The sequence below is a fragment of the Pediococcus ethanolidurans genome, assembly GCF_964062635.1.
Classification (GTDB): domain Bacteria; phylum Bacillota; class Bacilli; order Lactobacillales; family Lactobacillaceae; genus Pediococcus; species Pediococcus ethanolidurans.
Genome location: NZ_OZ061250.1, coordinates 1,139,973 through 1,161,762, shown reverse-complemented (window position 1 = coordinate 1,161,762; position 21,790 = coordinate 1,139,973). Strand labels below are relative to the sequence as shown.

Below are 21,790 nucleotides of genomic sequence, written 5' to 3'. Positions count from 1 at the left end.
TACTAATAACTTCATCACAGTTGACTAGGCATAATTTCATTCTTTCAACCTTTAATTATTGATTTAAAAACTAATATCGTTTAACTCTTATATTGCAGTTTCTACCTTTTTGCAGTATCTTGAATTATATCAATTAATGAATTGACTTCATTTTAGGAGGAACACATGAGACACAAATCAAGAAGCAATTGGCGTATTGTTGGCATTTTAGCTGCTATACTCCTTATTATTTATGGAATTGGCACTTTTTACTTTGCTACCAACAATCATTTTTTACCAAATACTAAAGTTGCTGGTGTAAACGTTGGCAACAAATCGGTAAGTCAAGCGTCAACCGCAATTACTAAACAGTTGGCTAACCGTAAATTTTCAATCACTCAAAATGGTAAAACCCTAACTAGCTTTAGTACCAAACAGATTGGTCTAAAATTGCAATCCACAACAGCTTTAAAAACAACTTTGCAAAAGCAATCAGTTTGGTCTTGGCCCCTTCATCTTATAAATGTGGCATCAGCTGCTACTACAACTGCCTTAACAACAACCCAAAGTCAAAAACAATTAAAAAAACTAGTCAATCAAGAAGTTACTAAACTAAACAAAAATCGAACTGCGGGAACCAGTGGAAAACTTCAAATTAATAATGGTCAGGTTAAACTCTCCAAAGGCACACAAGGTAATCAAATTGATGCCAACAAACTGACCGCTAAATTAAAAAAGGCCCTTGCGTCAGGAGCAACCACACTTGCGATAACTAAATCGGTTTATGCTTCAACCGTCACTGGTTCAGATGCACAAATTGCTAAAAAAGCCGAAACGATTATTAATGAAAAAGCTACGTATAATGTCGGGGGCTATAAATTCACGATTCCTAAGAGTGAAATTGCTAAATGGCTAACCTATCAGAACGGCAAACTTGGTTTGAACTCAACATTAGTCCGCGCTTACGTTTCCAAAGTTAATACTAAATATAAAACATATGGAAAAACGAAAACTTTCAAAAGTACATTGCGAGGAACTGTTTCTGTAAGTGGTGGTTTTTACGGATGGAGCCTCAAAGTTGATGATGAAACTGCGGCGTTAAGTACTGAAATTTTAAAGGGTAAAGATTTCACTCGTCAACCGATCATTCAAGGAACCGGTTATAACACGAACAAACAAGTAATTGGTAATACGTACGTTGAAGTTGATAAGAAAAATCAAAAAATGTTTATTTACGTTAACGGTAAACTTAAATTGAAGACAAATGTCGTTACTGGCCTTCCACCAAAGCAAACAACAACCACTGGAGTTTGGTCTGTTTGGGCAAAGAAACGTAACGCAACGTTACGCGGCTCCGATCTTGATGGCACAAAATATGCCACCAAGGTAAGTTACTGGATGCCTATTGATGACACTGGGATTGGTATTCATGATGCTTCATGGCAACCCACGTTTGGTGGTACTTGGTATAAAACCCATGGTTCTAACGGTTGTATCAATACCCCACCTTCTGTAATGCCAAAGGTTTATAAACTCGTAGCGTTAGGAACACCTGTCATTGTTTTTTAAATATTTATTAAAAGAGTGTGATAAAATAGTGAGAAGTCTCATTATTTTATCGCACTCTTTTTGAAAACATGCTATTATTAAGTTTGTGAAGACTACTTATTCAGTTGGAGGGATGCTATATGCTCTTAAAATCACTTGTTAAACCAAAAGAACGTCTAACCACCATACGTGAAGACGCAACTTTGGAAGAAGCACTCAAGACTCTTGAGGATTCAGGTTTCCGTTGTGTACCTATATTAGACGAAACGGGTCAGTTGTTCCGCGGAAATATTTATAAAATGCATATCTATCGTCATAAGTCTCGGGGTGGCGATATGAGCCTTCCTGTTACAACCTTATTGAAGAATGCAACCAAATTTATTTCAGTTAACGCGGCCTTTTTCAACGTATTCTTTTCCATTAAAGATTTACCTTACATTACGGTTTTAGATGACAATAATCATTTCTACGGAATTTTGACCCATGCCCGTCTTTTAGACATGCTGTCACAATCTTGGAATGTTAACGTCGGAAGTTACGTTTTAACCGTCGTTTCAAGCGGTGAACGTGGTGACTTAGCTTCTATGGCTAAGATTATTACAAAATACACGTCAATTGCCAGTGTCATGTCTTTAGATGCTCAGGGTGGCGAACTTGTTCACCGAACTCTTTTCACGCTCCCATCTGAAGTGGGCAAGAAAAAGTTAGACCGCATCGTAGATAATTTGGAACGTAAAGAATTCCGTGTTCCTGAAATTGAAGATTTACAGTCTTACGATCGTATTTAAATAAGACCAAAAAATGCCAGCCTGGTAATCAAACCCGGCTGGCATTTTTGTATATGTGAAGTAATTCAAAAGTCTATATCGGTAATCTGAAGTTAGAACATGCGGTTACCTAATTCCAAAGTATCAGCAACAATCAAATTAGTTAAAGTTTCATCTACCAATAAAGTAGATCTCACGTCTATTAATCTTCAATACGTTGATTAAAATGAACAAATTTATCTAAGTAATACATAATAGGCGCCGTCACTGTCATAATAATGAGTTCTGAAACCGCCGTTGTAAAGTATGTCCACCAGAATGGTAAATTTAAAGTTAACTTCAGCTCTAATGCCACCAGACACATTGAAACAGTAAACAAAAGCGTGTTTAGGGCCATTTTCTGCCACATTTTTGGTAAATGTGGACTGATATAAGCTACCACTAACAAAGCCAGTAAAGTTTGCCCAGTACCAAAAATTACATTTGGAATTGAATTGCCAGGACCGAATGCATTGAACAACAATACACCTGCTGTAATTCCCCAAATATACTTTTTGTTAAAGACAACTAAATGATTCAGTCCTTCAGAGATTCGAAACTGAATAGCTCCCGAAGCTAAATTTAAAACACTCACTAGCAATGATAAAACGATGTACAATGCGGCTACCATTGCATTTAAAATCCAGGATTTCGTCTGATGATTGGTCATAAGAAATACCTCCTTAGTTTTTTTGTGTGGGATAATTGCGAACCACGAACCTTTTTATGATATCATAAAACCATCTATAATTCAGGAGGCTCTTATGAAAAACTCACTGATGATTCGACCTCTTTGTGATTCTGATGCCGAATCTCTATACAAAATGGAAAATGAAATTTGGAATCCTAACAATACGCCTGCCAGCATTTCATATCCAAACGCCCAAGCTTATCTTGAGGATCATTCAAATCAAGATACAATTGTTGCCGTTGTTGATGATTTAGCAGTTGGTTCAATTGATTATCACCCAGCCACTTCAAAACCTGCTTCAAAATATACTTGGACTTTTGGAATTGGCGTTTCTCCTAAATTTCAATCCCTTGGAATCGGCGGTCAATTACTTGAACACTTCAAACAATTTGCAAAAAAATCTGGTGTTCATAAAATTCATTTACGGGTTCTCGGAACTAACCCCGATGCCATTCAATTTTATAAAAAGCACGGCTTTGAAATCGAAGGCATTTTAAAAGATGAATTTTTTTTAAACGGTATTTTTGTCGCCGATTATCAAATGGCCTACTTCTTCAAATAGGCTTCTACATACTGTTTCAAAATAACAGCCTGATTATGGGTTTCGTCTTTTGCTCCATAAAGAAAAATAACATCTTGAGTGCGTACTTCTGTTTGAATTTTTTCAAGAAATTCGGTTGTGAAATCAGCTTGGTTCAATTCTAACCGATATTTTTCAGCAAACTCCGTAAACTTCTCCGAGTCATGCCCGAACCATTTTCGTAATTCCGTACTGGGACCTATTTCTTTTGCCCACCAAGCTAACTTAGCGTTAACTTTTGAAATACCCCGTGGCCAAAGACGATCTACCAAAACACGATAACCCGTTTCGTCAATTGGTTTAGTATAAATTCGTTCTAATTTAATTTGCATCGCATTGTCCTCCAAAAAATAAAATTAAAAAGACTAGTAACCAACGTCGCCTTGGTACTAGCCTTTTTAGTTTTCCTATGTGTAATAGATCAAACATCTTTATGTACGTTGAACGTTTTCAGTTAAGCCAATACTTACTCTCAATGCATTATCGACTTCACGCATTTTGCCGGATGCCAATTCGCCAACGCGATCTTTAAGCCGCTGCTTATCAATCGTCCGAATTTGTTCCAATAAAATAACTGAATTCCGTTCAACTCCAGTCTCTGCAGCTGTAATCCCAACATGAGTTGGCATTTTTGGTTTTTGAATCTTAGCAGTAATAGCTGCCACAATCACAGTAGGACTATAGTGATTACCAATATTGTTTTGGATGATTAAGACAGGGCGCATTCCACCCTGCTCTGATCCAACTACAGGAGACAGGTCCGCATAAAAAATGTCGCCACGCTTAATGTTGGCATCACTCATTGCGATTGTCACCCCTAATTACTTAGTTTCGTAAAAACTCATTGTAGCACTCATCATCACAAGCTTGAAATTCATTTACAATTTGTTCATTTAAACTAGCCATTGTTTCATATCCCTGAATCAAAGCCTGCACACGGTCAAATTGATGATCAGCAAAATAAGTTTCCACTACATCATCAGAAACTGTTTCTTGATTAACACCAAACAAATCACAATACGCCTGCAAATGACTTACAGTCGTTTTTCCATCATTAGTTATAACCTGGTTCTGCTGATTGTTTTCCATGATCAAAACTCCCGTCGTTATTCATGAATTACCATTACTATATCACGTTTCCGTGCTAAATGGTAACAAATTTATTAAGATTTTTAATCATTGACGTACACACGGGGTATTCTTTCTGAAAAACTACAAGCAATTTCGTAATTAATTGTTCCAGCCTGTTCCGCTACATCAACCAATGAGATTTGTCGTTGTCCACTTTTCCCAACTAACACAACCTCAGTTCCAAGCGCGTATGCTTTTGGCAACCGAATCATCAATTGATCCATGCAGATTCTGCCCACAATTTCACAAAACTGACCATCTACCAGCACATGAAAGTCTTGTAAACAGCGAGGATAGCCGTCTGCATAACCAATCGGTACGGTACCAACCCATTCATCTTCAGGTGCCGTATAAGTTGCGCCATAACTTACGGAACGTCCTTTTTTAATTTTTTTCACAAAAACAAGGGCTGAACTCAGAGTCATAGCCGGTTGCAGTGCATAGGGCGCTTTGATAACTCGTCCAGATGGGTTTATACCGTATGTAGCTGCTCCAAAACGAATCATATTTCCTGTACAGGCGTCATGCCACAAACTAGTAGCAGAATTTGCCACATGCACATATTTCGGTCGTTTGGTTAAAACAGCCATAAATTGTTTAAATCGAGCCACCTGTGTTTCAAAATAATGGTCATCTACCTCATCAGCTGTAGCAAAATGCGTAAAAATTCCTTCAAACAAAAAATGATCTGAATGCTCATTTAAGTAAGATTCTGCCGTTTTTAACTCAGCAGGTTTTTGAAACCCAATTCGTCCCATTCCTGTATCCAACGCTAAATGTACGTTAACTTTGGCACCTGAATTTAACTTTTTATTGGCCGTTTCAAACCATTCTCGACTGCCAACTGCAACAGAAATTTTTTGATCAGCCAAAATTTGTGCATATTGTGGATCGACAATCCCTAATACCAAAATCGGTTGTGTAAACCCTGCTTCGCGCAACTCCAGTGCTTCATCTAAAATAGCCACACAAAAACCAGTAGCCCCTGCTTCAGCCGCATATTTCGCCACATGAGTTAGCCCATGACCATACCCATTTGCTTTGATAACCGCAAATAATTCACTGCCGGCTTTCAATCGTCCTAATTCTTGTTTAATATTTTGTCGTATTGCCTGCGCATCCACTTTTAATACCGTTGGACGATGGGTTCCTGCATTCATAAGATAACTATCCTCTTTCTTCTAAAATCACCTGGGTCATTACATAACTCTCCGTATGTGATATCGAAACATGCGCAATTCCGTTAAATGGTTGTTTGGTCACAACTGGCTTTCCAGATGATTCATCCAAAATCTCAATATCTTGAAAACCAACTTCAGCACCTAATCCAGTACCAAAAGCCTTACTGTATGACTCTTTTGCTGAAAAACGACCCGCCAAAAACTCCGCTGCTCTTTTTCCAGAATATTTTTTATACATTATCTGTTCTTTATCGGTTAAAATACGTTCCGCAAATTTTGGAAGATGCGATTGAACCTTGAAGACTCGATCAATATCAGTTAAATCAATCCCGGTACCATAAATCATAAACTCATCTCCAAATGTAAGTTACTCTCATTTTAACAGATCTCTATTTACAGATACGCAAAAGGTCTCGAAATATACGCAAAATTTTTCATCAAGTTCTTAACCCATAATTCCAGTGTAAAACGCAGCTCACAATAAGTAAAACTCATCTTTCTCAAAATAAAATGAATGATATTCATGTATAGACAACAAAAAAACTCCCAACTTTCTGAATTACAGAAAGCCAAGGAGTTGTTAATCAAAGAACAACGGTTAGCTTTAATTATGTTCTCTAATGGTGAATTTACGATTTGATGAAGAGTGACGATTGCCGCTATTGTTACTGCTGCCACTATTCTTCTTGTAGTTACCACGGTTACGATCTGATTTACCATGATTATTATCACGGTCGCGATTACCACGATAGCTGCTGCTACTGTTACTACGACGTTTGTTATTACCACGATAGCCGCCACCACGGTGACCATTACCATGATAATTTCCACCCTTACCGCCCTTATGTTTTGGTAAAGGACGTTCTGGTGTAATACGTACCTTGACTTGGCTGGAATCAGCCTTTGTTTTACTGCTTAACAAAGCTGCAACCAATTGTTCTGGTGTGTATTTTTCCAATAATTCTTTGGTTTGGTCGCTAAATTGATCCTCGTGAGTTTTAGAAACCAATTCTTCGATTTCTTTTTCAGCAAGCGTCACGCGACCCTGGAAGGCTTCCTCATCTGTTGGTGGCTTGAGCGGTAACATGCGTTTCTTCGTTAATTTTTCAACTTCACGAAGATAATCCATTTCCCAAGGAGTTACAAATGTAACAGAAACACCATGTGCTCCAGCCCGGCCAGTACGGCCAATACGATGGACGTAGCTGTCTGGATCCTGAGGAATATCGTAGTTATACACGTGGGTTACACCCGAAATGTCTAACCCTCGAGCAGCCACATCCGTTGCAACCAAAATATCGATTTGACCATTACGGAATTTTTGTAAAATGCTTGAACGACGTTGTTGTGTCAAGTCCCCATGAATACCAGCGGCATTATAGCCACGAGCTTCTAAGCCACGGGATACTTCATCCACACGACGTTTTGTTCGTCCAAAGACCAAAGCTAAAGCTGGGTTTTGAACATCCAAAACACGAGTTAACATATCAAACTTTTCAAATTCTTTTGATTTAATATAGTATTGGTCAACCAAATCAGCTGTTAATTCTTTTGACTTAACCGTAATTTGTTCAGGGTTTGTCATAAACTTAACGCCAATTTTCTTCATTGCTGGAGGCATAGTGGCTGAGAATAACAAAGTCTGACGACTATCAGGTGTTTCAGAAATGATGGACTCAATGTCAGGCAAGAATCCCATGTCTAGCATATCATCAGCTTCATCCAATACTAAAGTTTGAACATTTTCTAATTTAATTGTATGACGACGAATATGATCTAATAAACGTCCAGGGGTTCCCACAATAATTTGGGGATGATTCTTCAAGTTTTTAATTTGGCGACGAATATCTGCACCACCATAAACAACTTGTACTTTAACATGTTTGGCTCTACCTAAACGATATAATTCTTCTTGCGTTTGAATGGCAAGTTCACGTGTTGGTGAGACAACTAATGCTTGCACGTTGGAATTATTAACATCAACATGCTCCAATATTGGCAAACCAAAGGCTGCCGTTTTTCCCGTTCCTGTTTGTGCTTGGCCAATAATATCTTTGCCAGCTAAAACGTGGGGAATTGTTTGTTCCTGAATCGGGGTTGGGGTCTCATAACCACTTTCTTGAATGGTTTTTTGCAACTCATCCGATAAATCGAAATCTGTAAACTTCAAATAATTTTCCTCCTAGTGAAATCGTGCTTCTGTCAGAATCCAAAAGAAAATCCGTCCTTTTATTCAGCAATTCTGAGAAGTCACAGCTATAAACATAACCTTAACATCATACACCCGCGCATATAAATAAGCAAACCAGATCAATTCTATCGGTTTGCTTAATAGATTTGTACTATGCGTTTTGTAAACCTGCTAAAACTTTTTCAAGATGAATTCCATGACTACCTTTAATTAGGATTTCATCTTCTGCCGTTAATTTGGTATTTAAATCAGCAATTAACTGGTCTTCTTGGTCAACGCTGTACCAATGAATTTGAGTTTCTTCATACTTAGCCTTTAACGTTTTTGCCAGCGCCTGCATATGAGCCCCAACTAAATAAACATCCTCAATCAGTTTGGGATCTAAATAATCTGCCAATCCTGCATGCATAACGTCAGATTGTTCGCCTAGCTCTAACATATCTCCTAAAACCACAAAACGTTTACCCTTACTTTCAGTTTTGCTAAATGAAGCCAAAACTTCCTTTGCAGCAGTTGGATTAGAATTATAAACATCACTTAAAATTAATTCTCCAACCTTACCACGCACCCATTCTGTTCGATTATGCGTAAGTTGAAAGTCTTTCAATGCTGCTCCTGCTTTATCAGGGGCAATGTGATAGGCCTTTGCCACCGCAATTGCCGCTAAAGCATTCATGACATTATATTTACCAATCATTGGAATTGTATAGGTTTGACCAGAAACTAAGTTAATTTCAAAACTTGTGTGGTCGCGAGCCCCCTGAACATTGCTAGCAAACAAGTCATCAGCCGCACTATTTCCAAACGTATACTGACGTTGGTCTACTTTTTTACTGCGTTCTCGTAGAAGTGGTTCATCACCATTGTAAATAAACAGTCCATCTTCTTTTAAACCATGTGTAATCTCTAATTTGGCATCTGCAATTTTATCACGTGTGCCAAAGAAGCCAATGTGAGCCTCACCAATCATCGTGATAACAACGGTGTCAGGTTGTGCCATATGACTAAGAAAATCAAGTTGTCCAGGGCGATCCATCCCCATCTCAACAACTACCACTTCCGTATTAGCATTCATGTTTAGTAAAGTAATGGGCACACCAATGCCATTATTAAAATTAGCCTGCGTTTTAACCACATTATATTCTGTTTCTAATAAAGCCGCTGTCATATCCTTGGTAGTTGTTTTACCATTACTACCGGTAATTGCCACTACTTTAGGATTGATTTTTCCTAGATAATAAACCGCTAATTTTTGCAAAGTTGTCAGTGGATCATCCACAACCAAGACGGGATATCCACTTGGCACATTTTCGTGATCCTTAGCCCATAAAGTAGCTACCGCACCGTTTTGCATCGCATTTTCAACGAATTCATGACCATCTCTTTGGCCTTTTAGTGGAATAAATAATGAATTTGGTTGTACCTTGCGGCTATCGAACTCAACGCTTGTAATCGTAATCTCCTGCCAACTTTCAGGTACATCATCAATTCCAATCGCATTGGCAATTTCTGTCAACTGCATTTTCATTTTATCCATTCTCCTAATCTCGAATTTTGAACCCTTAAATTATACCACAACCTGAATTTCATTCACTTTGACAATAAAAAGAAAAGAACTGAACAAGTCAGCTCCCACAATTCTTTAGTTTAATAAAATTGGTCATCTTCAAATGCCCGTGAATCTTTAATCACCAAGTGCCAGTGACTGCTCGCCATATTGTACCGCAAAACTGCCACTTGATTAGCACGATTATATAACGACGTCCGACTTCGATAAATCGGCGACTGTCCATTATCATGCGCAACTAAAATTGGAATTCGATATTGCTTTTCTTGTTCAAACGCCTGGTCAAACGCAAAAATAATGCCACTACTTAAGATTGGGGTTAATTGACGTAACATAGTTTGTGGAATGTCTGAAAAGCCGTCATACCGTCGAAACATTCGTCGCTCATTAAAAGCTTGTCTCGTATGGCGAATTAAAGATCCATTTAAAACAGGATAAAAATTCTTTAATTGTCGATAATAAACTTTTAGATGTTTACTACCTAACGAAAGAAAAACAAAATCATTTTGCAACTTATATGAAAAAGGTGTCGTATAGTGCGTGTGCATATGACCCAAATACAATAATTCTGCAATTTCTTCAGGTAATAGTTCGTCTAACCCCTCACCATGGGAATAATCTAGCCAACTGAGCTGCGTGGCTTTTGGATTTGTTAGATATTTACGGATATTAAAAGTCCCACTTACCGTATTTAGTTGGGTATGGGGATCAATACTTAAATTATCATTAATTGGCGTATTTAGCACCAAAATATGCGTTGGTATTCTTGGAATGCCACGTAGAAAGTCTTCGACACTTAGTCCTCTTGAGTATATCAAGTTCGCAATGGGCTCCAAGTGGATATATACGAAATCATCCCGCATAATCTTAATAGCTCACTTTCAATAAATTATCTGTTCAACTTATTATTGTACGCTAGTTTTCACTAAATAACTTACATCTTTTGAAGTCTTGCAATTCGATCTTCAATTGGTGGATGCGTATCAAATAAATGTGAAAAACCTTTCTTTTTTCGTAAAGGATCTGAAATGTACAGTGCCGAACTAGTAGGATCGGCTTCTTTCATGGGTTTGCTATCAGAAATTTTCTCTAATGCCGTGATCAGCCCTTGCGGGTTCCGCGTTAATTCTACGCTTGAAGCATCAGCTAAATATTCACGATTGCGAGACAAGGCCATCTGAGCAATTGAAGCAGCCAGTGGTCCTAAAATAATGAGGACAAGGGATAACACTAGCAGAATAATCTGCATATTGCCCCCTTCGGAATTATTATTACTCCGACGACGGCCACCACCCCACCAAAAGGAACGCATTCCAATATTAACCAGCATAGAAATAGCAGCAGAAAGGGCCAGGGCTACAGTTTGTAAACGAATATCGTAGTTACGGACGTGAGATATTTCATGGCCTAAAACACCTTCCATTTCCTCACGATTTAACCGTTCCATGATTCCGCTGGTAACTGCCACTGCGGCATGTTTAGGATCATTACCAGTCGCAAAAGCATTAGGACTTGGATCGTCAATAATATATACTTTTGGCATTGGAACTTTACCAACTAGAGCCATATCTTCAACAATGTGCCAAAGCTCGGGTTGTTCAGCTTCCGTGACCTCGTGAGCATGATTCATTCGCATGACAACTGAGGTCGATTGTGAAATCATCATTCCCATATATATGGCAGCAACTACAGCAGCCAAGATCAGCCCGGAAATTGCACTATCATAGAAAAAATAGCCTAGCGCACCACCAATAAGAAGGACTAAGAAACTAAATCCTATCATGACATACACTGTTCGGCGTTTATTACGCGCAATTTGCTGAAATAGCACTGAGCACCCCTCCTTTCCTACCTAAATGAGTTTATAGATCTTCGTATTTTTTAAACGAAACATCAGGTGTTTTGGTTTCTTCTTCAGGTACTTGTAGATAAGTTGCTGCTTTAAAACTAGTCATTGAAGCAACCAAATTACTTGGAAATGTTTGTAATTTCATGTTATAACTTGCCACACTAGAATTATATAATTGTCGTGAATACGCAATTTTATTTTCAGTATTAGTTAGTTCTTCCATAAGCTTTGTGAATTCCGCACTTGCTTTTAAATCAGGATAACTTTCGGAGAGTGCAAACACACTTTTTAATTGTGAGCTTAATTGATCTGACAAAGCCATTGTTTGTGCACGATCTACTGAATTGGCCTGTGGATTATCAGTGACAGATACCAATTGATTTCGCAGTTCAACTACTTTAGACAGCGTGCTCTTTTCATACGAAGCATACCCTTGAACTGTAGAAACTAAGTTCGGGATCAGATCATTACGACGTTTTAATTGCACGTTGATTTGACTCCATGATTCTTGTGTATAGGTTCTTGCTTTAACCAAATTGTTATATAATATAATGAACAATCCGATTAAAATGACGACGATTATCGCAATTATTATTCCTATTGTCATATTAATTCTCCTCTACGTTTTAATACCTTGATGATACCAGACGTAAGCCTCTTTATAAAGCGTTAGGCAATGAATTCAATAATTTTTAAGATTAGGTGATTTTATGAAAAAAATTTTATTTGTGTGTCTTGGAAATATTTGTCGCTCCCCGATGGCAGAGGCACTTTTTCGACAAAGAATAACTGAAACAGGCCAAAAAGATCAATTTCAAGTGGATTCGGCTGGTACCAGCGATTGGGAAGAGGGTAATCCCCCTCACCCGCAAACACGCTTAACTTTGCAAAATCACAATGTTTCCACGGCTAATTTAATTTCACGGCCGGTCACAACAGATGATTTCTATAAATTTGATGTCATCATCGGCATGGATCATAAAAACGTTCAGGATTTAGAAGAATTACGGCCTAAAGACTCAACTGCTAAAATTTATCTGTTCATGTCTGTTTCGCCAACTCATTCAAATGCAGATGTGCCAGATCCATGGTATACGCATAAATTTGAGGCAGCTTACCAACAAATTGCTGCTGGTATTGATGAATGGGTAACATTTTTAACTGCGCATAACGAATAAAAGATCAACACCACTGGGGTGTCGATCTTTTTTTGTTGTGTAACATATTTTATTGTGCATGACGTTTTATTTTTATAGCCGAAACGTGCTAAGGAGAGCAGCTTCCTCCGATTGCCAGTTCTTGCGGTGGGGGTTGCCGCCACAAGAATGGACAACGTATGAAACATCATTGATTATTAGCGATCTTTGCTAATAATCTTCCTTAAATGTGAAATAGTAGCTACGGAAAGGGAACGATTCCCAAACCGAATCATTCCCTTTCCTAGGCCTGTTCTATTTTTATTGCTGAAACGTGCTAAGGAGAGCAGCTTCCTCCGCTTGCCAGTTCTTGCGGTGTGGGTTGTCGCCACAAGAATGGACAGCGTATGGAACATCTTTGATTATTAGCGATCTTTGCTAATAATCTTCCTTAGTGTGGAGTAGTAGCTACGAAACCCCAACGATTCCTAAACCGAATCATTGGGGCTTCTAGGCTATGCTCGGAAGCTATGCGCTCTCCTTAGCACTCTTTTTTTTATTTATTATTAAAATTCTCCGAAAAACTCTCTTGAATCGACTTTGGTGCCTTCTTATACGCCACCGATCCCTCGTACTTTCCTCGAATCATCAATCTCTTCGCACCCGTCGCATCACACGTTATCAACGTAATTATTTTCTTATTCGGCACATCATCAATCACATCTACCCGCGTCGCCGCTATAAACTTACGCTCCGTTGCCTTATACGTATAGATTCTCTTCAAATCCGTCACATAAATCTTCATTCCCGGTCGCATCTTCCAATACAACGGACTAAACAAAATATCCTTTCGTACCATATGATGCCCAGCCAACGCATAATTTCCTTGGCCCATCTTCATATCAGCCTTCAACGTAGCCGCCGCCAAAGCCAAGTTCTCATTCGTAATTCCCTGAGCAATCGGCAAATTCAAATTAACCTTAGGAATACTAATCTCGCCAATCACATTTAACTTAGCGGAATTAGCCCGAGCCTTTGCCACCGTTTGAAAATCAAGCGACTTTACATTTTTAAAATTGTAACTTGTTTTCTTATTTTTATTTTTATTAATCGTCTGCTGCGTAATCTGTGGCTTATAGGAATCTACCAACCAATTTTTAATTTGCTCATTAAAGATTAACGCCAAACTGACAACTAATAAAAGGACAATAAAAATCGAAGTAAGCCATTTTCTAATTCTTGATCGTTTTTTTTGCATGTTCTTCTCCCAGTAACCGAAATAGTGGTATTCTAATAAATATGGTTTTTGTTACACCAATTGTTTGTTTTAGAAAGGAGGATGGCTTTGTCTTCTAAAATTAAAAGATTAATTTTCAAAAAAAAAAGCCCCCTGGGAACAAAACCTTGTTGTTTTATGGTTCGGAACTTTTATGGCCGGGATGGCTTTTAGTGAAGTCATGCCCTTTTTATCGTTATATGTAGACACTCTAGGCCAATTTTCCAAGCAACAACTTACATTCTACAGTGGGATCACATATTCTGCAACCTATTTAGTTACCGCTTTAGTTTCTCCCATCTGGGGAAAACTTGCTGATTCAAAAGGTCGAAAACTGATGATTCTCCGTGCTTCACTTGGGATGGCGTTCGTCATCGGTGCAATGGGATTAGTTCAATCCATTTGGCAACTTATTGCACTACGTATGATTCAAGGAGTTTTTTCTGGTTACATAAGTAATGCCAACGCTTTGTTAGCTACTGAAACACCCAAAGAAAAAAGCGGTCTTGCTTTGGGAACCCTATCTACTGGTTACGTCAGTGGTAATTTGATTGGCCCGTTACTCGGTGGAATTCTTGCCGAATTTTTCTCCTACCGAATTACTTTCTTCATTACCGGTGCAGTATTGTTACTCGTCTTTTTCTTAAGCTACTTTTTTGTTCATGAACACTTTCATCCCGTTGAACGCGCAAAGCCTTTATCTACCAAAGAAGTCATTGGCAAATTGGATAATCCCAAAATTGTATTTGGCATGTTTGTCACAACCATGATCATTCAGGCCTCAAACAACTCCATTACACCCATCCTAAGTCTTTATGTGCGTCAATTAATGAAGGGTATCGGACCAGTCACACTAGTAGCGGGCATTGTTGCTGCTGTGCCAGGTATTGCGACCTTATTCTCTGCACCTCGATTAGGTGAACTTGGGGATCATATCGGTACAGAAAAAATTCTTTCCATTGGTTTTATATTTGCAATTTGTATGTATGTGCCAATGGCCTTTGTTAATTCCGTATGGTTATTAACTTTCTTCCGATTCATGGTCGGTATTTCTGACGGTGCCATGTTACCCGCAGTTCAAGCTATCTTGTCCAAACGATCTCCCGCAGAAGGAGAGTATAAAATAGTTTGTGTAAATGAATTAAAATCCTATTGAAAAGGGACCCCCTTCCCCGTATGATTAAATCGTCAAACCAAACCAAAACGGAGGGATTCCCCATGGAACAGTTTACCAAAGATTTAACCAAAACTCTATTATCAAATGGCGATGTTAAAGAACTTTTTCGCCAACAACTTGAAACAGCTATTAATCAAATCCTACAAGCTGAGTTAACTTCGTTACTTGGTTATGATCCTTATGAACGTAATAGCTTTAAGACTAACAATTATCGGAATGGTCAATACTTTCGGTTAATTGATTCCGAATATGGTAAGTTGAAAATTGCTGTGCCGCGTGACCGACAAGGCAAATTTCATAATCATTTACTTCCAGCTTATTCTCGTCGTCAAGATGCTTTAGAAACTACAATTATTCAACTTTACTCTAAAGGTGTTACCACTCGTGAAATCGCTGATTTGATTGAAAAAATGTACGGTTCTTATTATTCGGCTACAACTGTTTCTAACATTACTGCCCAAGTAACTAAGCAGATTGAAGCTTTTCATCAGCAAACCATTAAAGCAAACTATGTTTGCTTATTCTTAGATGCAACTTATTTACCTTTGCGTCGTGACACAGTTCAAAGAGAGGCAGTTTATATTGCCTTAGGAATTACACCCACTGGAATTAAAGAAGTTCTTGATTATCGCATTGCACCCAGTGAAAATGCTGAAGTCTGGTCGGAAATGGCAGCCGATCCCAAGCAGCGAGGGCTTAAACAGGTTCAATTAATTATTACGGACGGAATGGTTGGACTTCAACCCGCGCTTTTACACGCTTTTCCTAAAGCAAAATTTCAAAGATGTTTAGTTCATGTTATGCGTAATATTAGTACACATGTCCGTTTAAAAGACCGTGAGGTTATTTTAAATGATTTCAAACAACTTCATTCGGTAACCAATGAAGCTGAAGCTCGTAAAATGCTTGCCGATTTTTATAGTACTTGGGAAAAACAATACACAAATCTAATTAGTCACATTAGGTCAATTGAAAAGGAATTATTAGCTTTTTTGGCTTTTCCAGCTGCAATTCGCCCAACTATTTATTCAACAAATATTATAGAATCGCTAAATAAAAAGATTAAACGCAAGACTAAAGCAAAAGAACAGTTTCCCAATGAAAAATCATTAGACAATTTCATTGGAGTGCAAGTAATTAGTTACAATGAAAAGAACTTTAATCGAATTCATCGTGGATTCGGACAAGTTAAGGATACATTAGAATCACTTTTCGACTGAAAAGATTTAATTTTATGGAGAAAGAGCAATCACTTTTTACACAAACTTCTTGACACTCCCCGCAGAAGTCACAGGACGTGTTTTTAGTTGGAACCAGTCCTTCCAAGCACTTGGTAACATGTCAGGTCCCTTAATTGGCTCTGCAGTTTCTGGAACATTTGATTACGGTTCTGTTTTCATTTCAACGTCCGTTTTGGTTGCCTTAAACTTTATCTTAGTTCAAGTTAATACTCACCTTGATAAAAATCGAGAGTAAAATCTAATGCAAAAATAGGCATAATCACATTGTGAAATCTCACAATGGATTATGCCTATTTTTTTTAGAACTATGCTTCTAAACCATTTTAGGTTCTATACTTTTTCCTGTTGATAGCTTACTTAACATGGTAATCTATTAGCAGGATTTTTTAGTGCAAAATAAAAAAGGCCCATAAGCCTCGCACCTAAAAAATCCACCCACTACAGCATCTTTTTTAAAGGACGTGAAAACTTATGGACCCTGTAGATAATAATATAAAATTTGCGCTCAGTATTAAAGACCCAAATGTAGTTTTTTACAAATATAACTATCAAGTGATTAAAGCTAAGCGCGCAAAAGTATATATAGCCACGGTTAAGTTCGACCAGAAACATTGCGCTAACTGTGGCTTTTGCGAGCTAAGTCATAATGGACACTACGTATCACGCGTGACCTATCTGGCAGCGAATGCGAGTGAACCAGTTTATTTGGAACTCCATAAAGAACGCGTCATTTGTCGTAATTGTAAAGCGTCGTTTATGGCTACTTCTGATGTGGTAGACAAGTACTGTTGTATCTCCCGAGCCACGCGTCAGAAAGTGTTTATGAGTCTACAAGACGACCGCACTCAAGCTAGCATTGCGATCGATGCCGGCATATCAGCTAGCACTGTCTGTCGTTACTTAGACAACTATGATGACTTATTTCGCAGAAATCTTAACTATCTACCGGTTCATCTCGCCATGGATGAATTTAGAGGAATTGGTGGTCGGCTCCATTTCATCTGTATTAATGGCGCTGGTGAGCACGAAATTCAACAAATTCTGCCAGACCGATTCAAGCAAAGTATTACTGATTATTTTAAACAATTTCCAGCAAGTGTTCGAGCACGTGTCAAAACAGTTACCGTAGATCTAAATAGTTACTATCAAGACATTGCCAAGGCAATGTTTCCGCAGGCAAAAATTGTGATCGACCGCTTTCACATCGTTGCAATGATGACTCGAGCTTTTAATCAAACTCGGGTGCAAACCATGAAAAAGTACAATAAAAGATCCTATGAATATCGCACGTTAAAGTTCGCCTGGCGGCTTTATTTGAAGTATGCCGGAAATCTAGATGAGGAACATGTCTTTTATGACCGACACCTGCGAAAACAACTCACACAACTAGAACGTGTAGAACAAGGACTGACAATTAACGAAGAACTTAAAGCATCGTACGAGTCGATGCAAAGCATCATGGAAAACCTTAAGAATCAAGACAAAGACAAGCTTGTGGAAGATCTATATACAAATCAAAATATAAGTCCCTACATGAAAGCAGTGTTTCAAACGTTCAAAAAGAACTTAGTGGTTGTACTCAACGCCAGTGAATCGGACTATACGAATGGCCCAGTCGAAGGCATGAATCGAATGATTAAACAAATTCAACGCACAGCATTTGGATTCCGTAATTACCATCATATGATTTCACGTATTAAGTTACGGCAAATGAGAACAAAACCAATGAAAAAAACAGAGTTGAAAGTCGCATGACTTTCAACTCTGTAAAAGCTATTCATCAACAGGATTTGACAAAGAGCCCCATTTTAACAATCACTGTTATCTATATAAACAAAAAGCGCAAACCAACTAAAAACGTTAGCTTGTGCCCTTTTAAACGCAGAATTACTTGTCGCTGTCTGTAAATCCGTATTTTTTGTTGAAACGATCGACAGTTCCATCGACTTGGTTGAATTTCTGACGACCTGTGTAGAATGGGTGTGAATCAGATGAAATTTCAACACGAACTAATGGATATTCCTTGCCATCGTCCATCTTGATTGTTTCATTAGAAGTCTTTGTTGAACCGGAAATAAACTTATAACCAGTTGTTGAATCCTGAAATACGACTTCGTGATAATCTGGATGAATTCCTTTTTTCATTATAATTACGCTCCTTTGCCATGAGTCATTTACTGAGACATAGTTATTTTGTTCTTAAAATAATCAACGACCATTATAATATCATGAATATCTGTTAGACGCAACTCACTTTTAACGTAGTTTCCGCTTTCGAATCGTTGATTTAAACTTTACATTTTCAATTTCGCTTAAAAACTCTTGATCATTTTTAGTATTACGTAAAAATTGCAATAACTGTTCAGTTGTCTCCAGTGAATCGCCAACCATTGCACGACGAATGCGCCAAACTTCATCAAGCATTTTTTGTGGTAGTAACAATTCTTCTTTTCGCGTCCCGGATTGTTTAATATCCAGTGCGGGGAACACGCGCCGTTCTGCCAGTTCACGTGATAGTGTTAATTCAGAATTCCCGGTTCCCTTGAATTCCTCATAAATAACATCATCCATTCGACTTCCAGTATCTACAAGAGTAGTGCCCAAAATCGTTAGACTGCCACCTTCTTCAATATTTCGTGCCGCACCAAAAAACTTCTTTGGCTTGTAAAATGCTGCCGGATCAATACCACCAGATAATGTTCGGCCACTTGGTGGAATCACCAAGTTATAAGCTCGAGTTAGCCGTGTGATTGAATCTAATAAGATCACAACATCTTCTTTGTCCTCTACTAAACGCAAAGCACGTTCCAAAACTAATTCAGAAACTCGAATGTGATTTTTAGGTTCTTTGTCAAACGTAGATGACACTACCTCACCTTTGATGGAACGTTCCAAGTCTGTCACTTCTTCTGGACGCTCATCAATCAATAAAACAATCAGTTTCACTTTTGGATAATTGGTAGTAATGCCATTGGCAATTTCTTTTAATAAGGTGGTTTTTCCGGCCTTAGGTGGGGCCACAATTAATCCTCGTTGTCCAAAACCAATTGGTGTAAAAATATCAACTAAGCGTGTTGCTAAATTTTTGGAAGTTGTTTCTAATTTAATTTGTTGTTTAGGATAGATCGGTGTTAACGCGGGGAAATGCGGACGCTGTTTTGCTTCTTCTGGATTTTTACCGTTGACTTGGTCGACATGCATCAATCCATAATAACGTTCAGAAGGTTTTGGATGTCTTGCTTTTCCAGTCACCAGATCGCCATTTCTCAATCCAAAACGTGTAATTTGTGAAGCAGAAATATAGATATCTTCTTGAGAAGGTCCGTAATTAATTGGGCGGAGAAACCCAAAACCCTCTTGAGAAACGATATCTAAAACGCCTTCCATTTCCACAAAATCTTGTTCCTTAGCCTGAGCACGAATGATTGCCAAAGATAATTCAGCCTTATTCATCTGCCCGTAATACGGAATTTTAAACTTTCGTGCAAAACTGTAGATCTGTTTAAGCGTCATATTTTGCAGTTCCGCCATTGTTAAAAAGTCACTCATACTTTACCTCTATTTAACTTTTTCTTCTTCATCGCTCACAATTTCAATGTCAGCACCCAATTGTTGAAGTTTATGAACAATGCGATCATAACCACGAAGAATATTATCTGCTTTGAAAATTACAGTTGTTCCAGAGGCCATCAATCCAGCAATCATCAACGCGGCTCCTGCTCTAATTTCGCCGGCTTCAACGTTGGCACCATGTAACTGTTCTGTGTGTGCAACAATAATTATGTCATTTTCAACACGCACATTAGCACCCATTTTTTGCAACTGTGAGATGTGTTTAACTCGTTTGGGATAAATGGTATCCACAATAACGCTGCTTCCCTGAGCCTTCATCAAAGCTGGTGTGATTGGTTGTTGAAGGTCCGTTGCAAACCCAGGAAAAGGATTAGTTTTGATCTCAATTGCGTGCAGATTATTAGCTTCAGGAACATAAATACTGTCTTCACCGACATCCAAATCAACGCCTAGTTCAATAAGCTTCGAGTTAAAAGACTCCAAGTGTTCTGGGATAATGTTATTAATTTGAATACCATTTCCGACCGATGCTGCCAATGACAAATAAGTTCCAGCTTCAATTCGATCTGGAATAATTGTATGCGTAGCACTAGCTCTCAAACTATCCACACCATCAATCCGAATAACGTCGGTACCTGCGCCGCGGATTTTGGCTCCCATACTGTTTAAAAAGGTAACCAAATCGATAATCTCGGGTTCACGAGCTGCATTTTCAATAATTGTTTGTCCATTAGCTTTTACAGCCGCCAGAATCACGTTAATAGTTGCACCAACGGAAACGACATCTAAGAAAATATGGGCACCGTGTAATTCACGATTATCGGTTGTAATATAGACAGAATCATTTTGTTCGTTAACAGTTGCTCCTAAAGCCTTAAAGCCTTTGATATGTTGATCAATTGGACGAGGCCCAATATTATCTCCACCAGGGAAACTAACTGTTGCACGTTTGAATTTACCTAGCAATGCCCCCATAAAATAGTAGGAAGCACGCAAACTTTTAATTGCCCTACTTGGTAAGGCACTTTCAATTATATTAGTTGGATCAATTTCCATGACACCATCTTTAAACGTTGAATGAACATTCATTGATTCAAGAATGATCATCAAATTATGAACGTCTAGGATGTCAGGAACAGAGTCCAGGCGGACAGGGGTATCGGCCAATATAGCAGCTGGAATTAAAGCCACTGTGCTGTTTTTAGCACCACCAATGGTCACTTCACCGGAAAGTTGTTGTCCGCCACGGATTACCATTTTTTTCATGTGTACTTTCCTCACTTATCAACATGCTAATAATTGTACAGTCAATTCTAATCATAAATAACCTATATCAAAAAAACAACCATAAATTTAAAAAAATCTGCAGTCTGAACCCGACTAAGGGTTTTTGTGTCAAAATATTTAATTTGGTCTAATTTTTCCATAAATTAAATACTAAAGATTGAAAGTACAAAAACACATCTTGTTATCTGATACAAAAGCATTCATGTTAACAAAGTTAGATTTAACTGCCGTCTTCCAGCAAATTTGGGCTGGAACGTAGTGCGAGTTCTTGCGGCTGATTTTTGTCACAAGAATCGACATCGTACGGAGTATCAAGATTTTCGGAACGAAAATCATTCTTCTACACGTAGTAGTGGGCACGACTTAGAGCCGAAAACCACGTCTCTAAGCTCGGCCTTTATCTAAGCGAAACCCGCTAAGATAAATGTCACTACTGAGCCCATTTGCTTCCAGACTAAGTCTAATTTTTGCAATCAACACATCGATATAAAAGTTATTATATCAGTGTTGCTGAGCATTATTGAAGCATCAAACGTTCTTAGTCCGGAGGCGATTGGTCTCAGGGGTGAAGTTATCC

The 21,790-nt window shown here is 38.3% G+C and carries 21 protein-coding genes, 2 pseudogenes and 1 riboswitch; of the genes and pseudogenes, 8 read left to right on the top strand and 15 right to left on the bottom strand.

Features of this window, described 5'->3' with window-relative positions; translation table 11 throughout:
• Positions 1 to 165: 165 nt before the first annotated feature.
• Entirely contained in the window at positions 166 to 1,548 is a 1,383-nt protein-coding gene (locus AB3219_RS05700; RefSeq protein ID WP_216754418.1) for a L,D-transpeptidase family protein, read from the top strand.
• Positions 1,549 to 1,667: 119 nt separating this feature from the next.
• Complete coding sequence (gene cbpA, locus AB3219_RS05695) at positions 1,668 to 2,315, top strand: cyclic di-AMP binding protein CbpA (protein ID WP_057807593.1); 648 nt, start codon at positions 1,668 to 1,670, stop codon at positions 2,313 to 2,315.
• Positions 2,316 to 2,496: 181 nt separating this feature from the next.
• Here cbpA and AB3219_RS05690 read toward each other — a convergent pair whose 3' ends face one another.
• Positions 2,497 to 3,003: a QueT transporter family protein gene (locus AB3219_RS05690; protein WP_216754417.1), complete on the bottom strand. Its 507-nt coding sequence runs from the start codon at positions 3,001 to 3,003 to the stop codon at positions 2,497 to 2,499.
• A 7-nt stretch (positions 3,004 to 3,010) separates the two neighbouring features.
• Positions 3,011 to 3,055: riboswitch (PreQ1 riboswitch) on the bottom strand.
• 42 nt (positions 3,056 to 3,097) lie between these two features.
• Between AB3219_RS05690 and AB3219_RS05685 the strand changes: the two genes are divergently transcribed.
• On the top strand, positions 3,098 to 3,586 hold the full coding sequence (locus AB3219_RS05685) for a GNAT family N-acetyltransferase (protein WP_216754416.1): 489 nt from the start codon (positions 3,098 to 3,100) through the stop codon (positions 3,584 to 3,586).
• On the opposite strand, the gene AB3219_RS05680 is transcribed toward AB3219_RS05685, so the two are convergent.
• The 10 genes from AB3219_RS05680 to AB3219_RS05635 all read right to left on the bottom strand — a co-directional run bounded on the left by AB3219_RS05680 (position 3,571) and on the right by AB3219_RS05635 (position 12,130).
• Positions 3,571 to 3,936: a DUF488 domain-containing protein gene (locus AB3219_RS05680; RefSeq protein ID WP_216754415.1), complete on the bottom strand. Its 366-nt coding sequence runs from the start codon at positions 3,934 to 3,936 to the stop codon at positions 3,571 to 3,573. The two genes, AB3219_RS05685 and AB3219_RS05680, sit on opposite strands and share 16 nt — an antisense overlap.
• Before the next feature lie 99 nt (positions 3,937 to 4,035).
• Positions 4,036 to 4,407 (bottom strand): type II toxin-antitoxin system PemK/MazF family toxin, encoded by a 372-nt coding sequence (locus AB3219_RS05675; protein WP_057807601.1) that lies wholly within the window; start codon positions 4,405 to 4,407, stop codon positions 4,036 to 4,038.
• Positions 4,408 to 4,429: 22 nt separating this feature from the next.
• Complete coding sequence (locus tag AB3219_RS05670) at positions 4,430 to 4,693, bottom strand: hypothetical protein (protein ID WP_367369370.1); 264 nt, start codon at positions 4,691 to 4,693, stop codon at positions 4,430 to 4,432.
• Positions 4,694 to 4,776: 83 nt separating this feature from the next.
• On the bottom strand, positions 4,777 to 5,895 hold the full coding sequence (gene alr / locus AB3219_RS05665; protein WP_216754413.1) for an alanine racemase: 1,119 nt from the start codon (positions 5,893 to 5,895) through the stop codon (positions 4,777 to 4,779).
• 7 nt (positions 5,896 to 5,902) lie between these two features.
• On the bottom strand, positions 5,903 to 6,262 hold the full coding sequence (gene acpS, locus AB3219_RS05660; RefSeq protein WP_057807607.1) for a holo-ACP synthase: 360 nt from the start codon (positions 6,260 to 6,262) through the stop codon (positions 5,903 to 5,905).
• A gap of 258 nt (positions 6,263 to 6,520) precedes the next feature.
• Complete coding sequence (locus tag AB3219_RS05655; protein WP_057807609.1) at positions 6,521 to 8,086, bottom strand: DEAD/DEAH box helicase; 1,566 nt, start codon at positions 8,084 to 8,086, stop codon at positions 6,521 to 6,523.
• A 172-nt stretch (positions 8,087 to 8,258) separates the two neighbouring features.
• The gene (gene murF, locus AB3219_RS05650) at positions 8,259 to 9,635 is read right to left on the bottom strand and encodes a UDP-N-acetylmuramoyl-tripeptide--D-alanyl-D-alanine ligase (RefSeq protein ID WP_367369459.1); all 1,377 of its coding nucleotides are present in this window, start codon (positions 9,633 to 9,635) and stop codon (positions 8,259 to 8,261) included.
• Positions 9,636 to 9,754: 119 nt separating this feature from the next.
• Complete coding sequence (locus AB3219_RS05645; RefSeq protein WP_367369369.1) at positions 9,755 to 10,492, bottom strand: hypothetical protein; 738 nt, start codon at positions 10,490 to 10,492, stop codon at positions 9,755 to 9,757.
• Positions 10,493 to 10,608: 116 nt separating this feature from the next.
• A complete protein-coding gene (gene htpX / locus AB3219_RS05640) occupies positions 10,609 to 11,505 on the bottom strand; it encodes a zinc metalloprotease HtpX (RefSeq protein ID WP_367369368.1) in 897 nt (298 codons plus the stop codon).
• Between the two features lie 31 nt (positions 11,506 to 11,536).
• Complete coding sequence (locus tag AB3219_RS05635) at positions 11,537 to 12,130, bottom strand: LemA family protein (protein ID WP_260365644.1); 594 nt, start codon at positions 12,128 to 12,130, stop codon at positions 11,537 to 11,539.
• A 103-nt stretch (positions 12,131 to 12,233) separates the two neighbouring features.
• On the opposite strand from AB3219_RS05635, the gene AB3219_RS05630 reads away from it, so the two are divergent.
• The gene (locus AB3219_RS05630) at positions 12,234 to 12,701 is read left to right on the top strand and encodes a low molecular weight protein-tyrosine-phosphatase (RefSeq protein ID WP_216754410.1); all 468 of its coding nucleotides are present in this window, start codon (positions 12,234 to 12,236) and stop codon (positions 12,699 to 12,701) included.
• 514 nt (positions 12,702 to 13,215) lie between these two features.
• On the opposite strand, the gene AB3219_RS05625 is transcribed toward AB3219_RS05630, so the two are convergent.
• Positions 13,216 to 13,917 carry a class A sortase gene (locus AB3219_RS05625; protein WP_216754409.1) on the bottom strand — a complete coding sequence of 234 codons (702 nt, stop codon included), beginning with the start codon at positions 13,915 to 13,917 and terminating at the stop codon, positions 13,216 to 13,218.
• 118 nt (positions 13,918 to 14,035) lie between these two features.
• Here AB3219_RS05625 and AB3219_RS05620 point away from each other — a divergent pair.
• From AB3219_RS05620 to AB3219_RS05605, 4 genes and pseudogenes are all read left to right on the top strand, one after another.
• Positions 14,036 to 15,091, top strand: a pseudogene (locus tag AB3219_RS05620) (MFS transporter); the annotation flags it as partial.
• 62 nt (positions 15,092 to 15,153) lie between these two features.
• Positions 15,154 to 16,332, top strand: coding sequence for an IS256 family transposase (locus tag AB3219_RS05615; RefSeq protein ID WP_367369367.1), 1,179 nt, complete (start codon positions 15,154 to 15,156; stop codon positions 16,330 to 16,332).
• Between the two features lie 64 nt (positions 16,333 to 16,396).
• Positions 16,397 to 16,588 (top strand): annotated as a pseudogene (locus AB3219_RS05610) (multidrug transporter subunit MdtG); the annotation flags it as partial.
• Between the two features lie 236 nt (positions 16,589 to 16,824).
• Positions 16,825 to 18,108, top strand: a complete 1,284-nt coding sequence (locus AB3219_RS05605; RefSeq protein WP_010014548.1) for an ISL3 family transposase — start codon at positions 16,825 to 16,827, stop codon at positions 18,106 to 18,108.
• A 132-nt stretch (positions 18,109 to 18,240) separates the two neighbouring features.
• On the opposite strand, the gene AB3219_RS05600 is transcribed toward AB3219_RS05605, so the two are convergent.
• The 3 genes from AB3219_RS05600 to AB3219_RS05590 form a co-directional block, all read right to left on the bottom strand.
• The gene (locus tag AB3219_RS05600; protein ID WP_057807628.1) at positions 18,241 to 18,498 is read right to left on the bottom strand and encodes a type B 50S ribosomal protein L31; all 258 of its coding nucleotides are present in this window, start codon (positions 18,496 to 18,498) and stop codon (positions 18,241 to 18,243) included.
• A 111-nt stretch (positions 18,499 to 18,609) separates the two neighbouring features.
• Positions 18,610 to 19,902 carry a transcription termination factor Rho gene (gene rho / locus AB3219_RS05595; RefSeq protein WP_057807630.1) on the bottom strand — a complete coding sequence of 431 codons (1,293 nt, stop codon included), beginning with the start codon at positions 19,900 to 19,902 and terminating at the stop codon, positions 18,610 to 18,612.
• Positions 19,903 to 19,911: 9 nt separating this feature from the next.
• Entirely contained in the window at positions 19,912 to 21,192 is a 1,281-nt protein-coding gene (locus AB3219_RS05590; RefSeq protein ID WP_057807634.1) for a UDP-N-acetylglucosamine 1-carboxyvinyltransferase, read from the bottom strand.
• Between the last annotated feature and the right edge of the window lie 598 nt (positions 21,193 to 21,790).

Bases quoted from the DNA above. Each gene is read 5' to 3' on its own strand.
- AB3219_RS05700 (WP_216754418.1), top strand. From the start codon at position 166: ATGAGACACAAATCAAGAAGCAATTGGCGTATTGTTGGCATTTTAGCT.
- cbpA (WP_057807593.1), top strand. From the start codon at position 1,668: ATGCTCTTAAAATCACTTGTTAAACCAAAAGAACGTCTAACCACCATA.
- AB3219_RS05690 (WP_216754417.1), bottom strand. From the start codon at position 3,003: ATGACCAATCATCAGACGAAATCCTGGATTTTAAATGCAATGGTAGCC.
- AB3219_RS05685 (WP_216754416.1), top strand. From the start codon at position 3,098: ATGAAAAACTCACTGATGATTCGACCTCTTTGTGATTCTGATGCCGAA.
- AB3219_RS05680 (WP_216754415.1), bottom strand. From the start codon at position 3,936: ATGCAAATTAAATTAGAACGAATTTATACTAAACCAATTGACGAAACG.
- AB3219_RS05675 (WP_057807601.1), bottom strand. From the start codon at position 4,407: ATGAGTGATGCCAACATTAAGCGTGGCGACATTTTTTATGCGGACCTG.
- AB3219_RS05670 (WP_367369370.1), bottom strand. From the start codon at position 4,693: ATGGAAAACAATCAGCAGAACCAGGTTATAACTAATGATGGAAAAACG.
- alr (WP_216754413.1), bottom strand. From the start codon at position 5,895: ATGAATGCAGGAACCCATCGTCCAACGGTATTAAAAGTGGATGCGCAG.
- acpS (WP_057807607.1), bottom strand. From the start codon at position 6,262: ATGATTTATGGTACCGGGATTGATTTAACTGATATTGATCGAGTCTTC.
- murF (WP_367369459.1), bottom strand. From the start codon at position 9,635: ATGAAAATGCAGTTGACAGAAATTGCCAATGCGATTGGAATTGATGAT.
- AB3219_RS05635 (WP_260365644.1), bottom strand. From the start codon at position 12,130: ATGACAATAGGAATAATAATTGCGATAATCGTCGTCATTTTAATCGGA.
- AB3219_RS05630 (WP_216754410.1), top strand. From the start codon at position 12,234: ATGAAAAAAATTTTATTTGTGTGTCTTGGAAATATTTGTCGCTCCCCG.
- AB3219_RS05625 (WP_216754409.1), bottom strand. From the start codon at position 13,917: ATGCAAAAAAAACGATCAAGAATTAGAAAATGGCTTACTTCGATTTTT.
- AB3219_RS05615 (WP_367369367.1), top strand. From the start codon at position 15,154: ATGGAACAGTTTACCAAAGATTTAACCAAAACTCTATTATCAAATGGC.
- AB3219_RS05605 (WP_010014548.1), top strand. From the start codon at position 16,825: ATGGACCCTGTAGATAATAATATAAAATTTGCGCTCAGTATTAAAGAC.
- AB3219_RS05600 (WP_057807628.1), bottom strand. From the start codon at position 18,498: ATGAAAAAAGGAATTCATCCAGATTATCACGAAGTCGTATTTCAGGAT.
- rho (WP_057807630.1), bottom strand. From the start codon at position 19,902: ATGAGTGACTTTTTAACAATGGCGGAACTGCAAAATATGACGCTTAAA.
- AB3219_RS05590 (WP_057807634.1), bottom strand. From the start codon at position 21,192: ATGAAAAAAATGGTAATCCGTGGCGGACAACAACTTTCCGGTGAAGTG.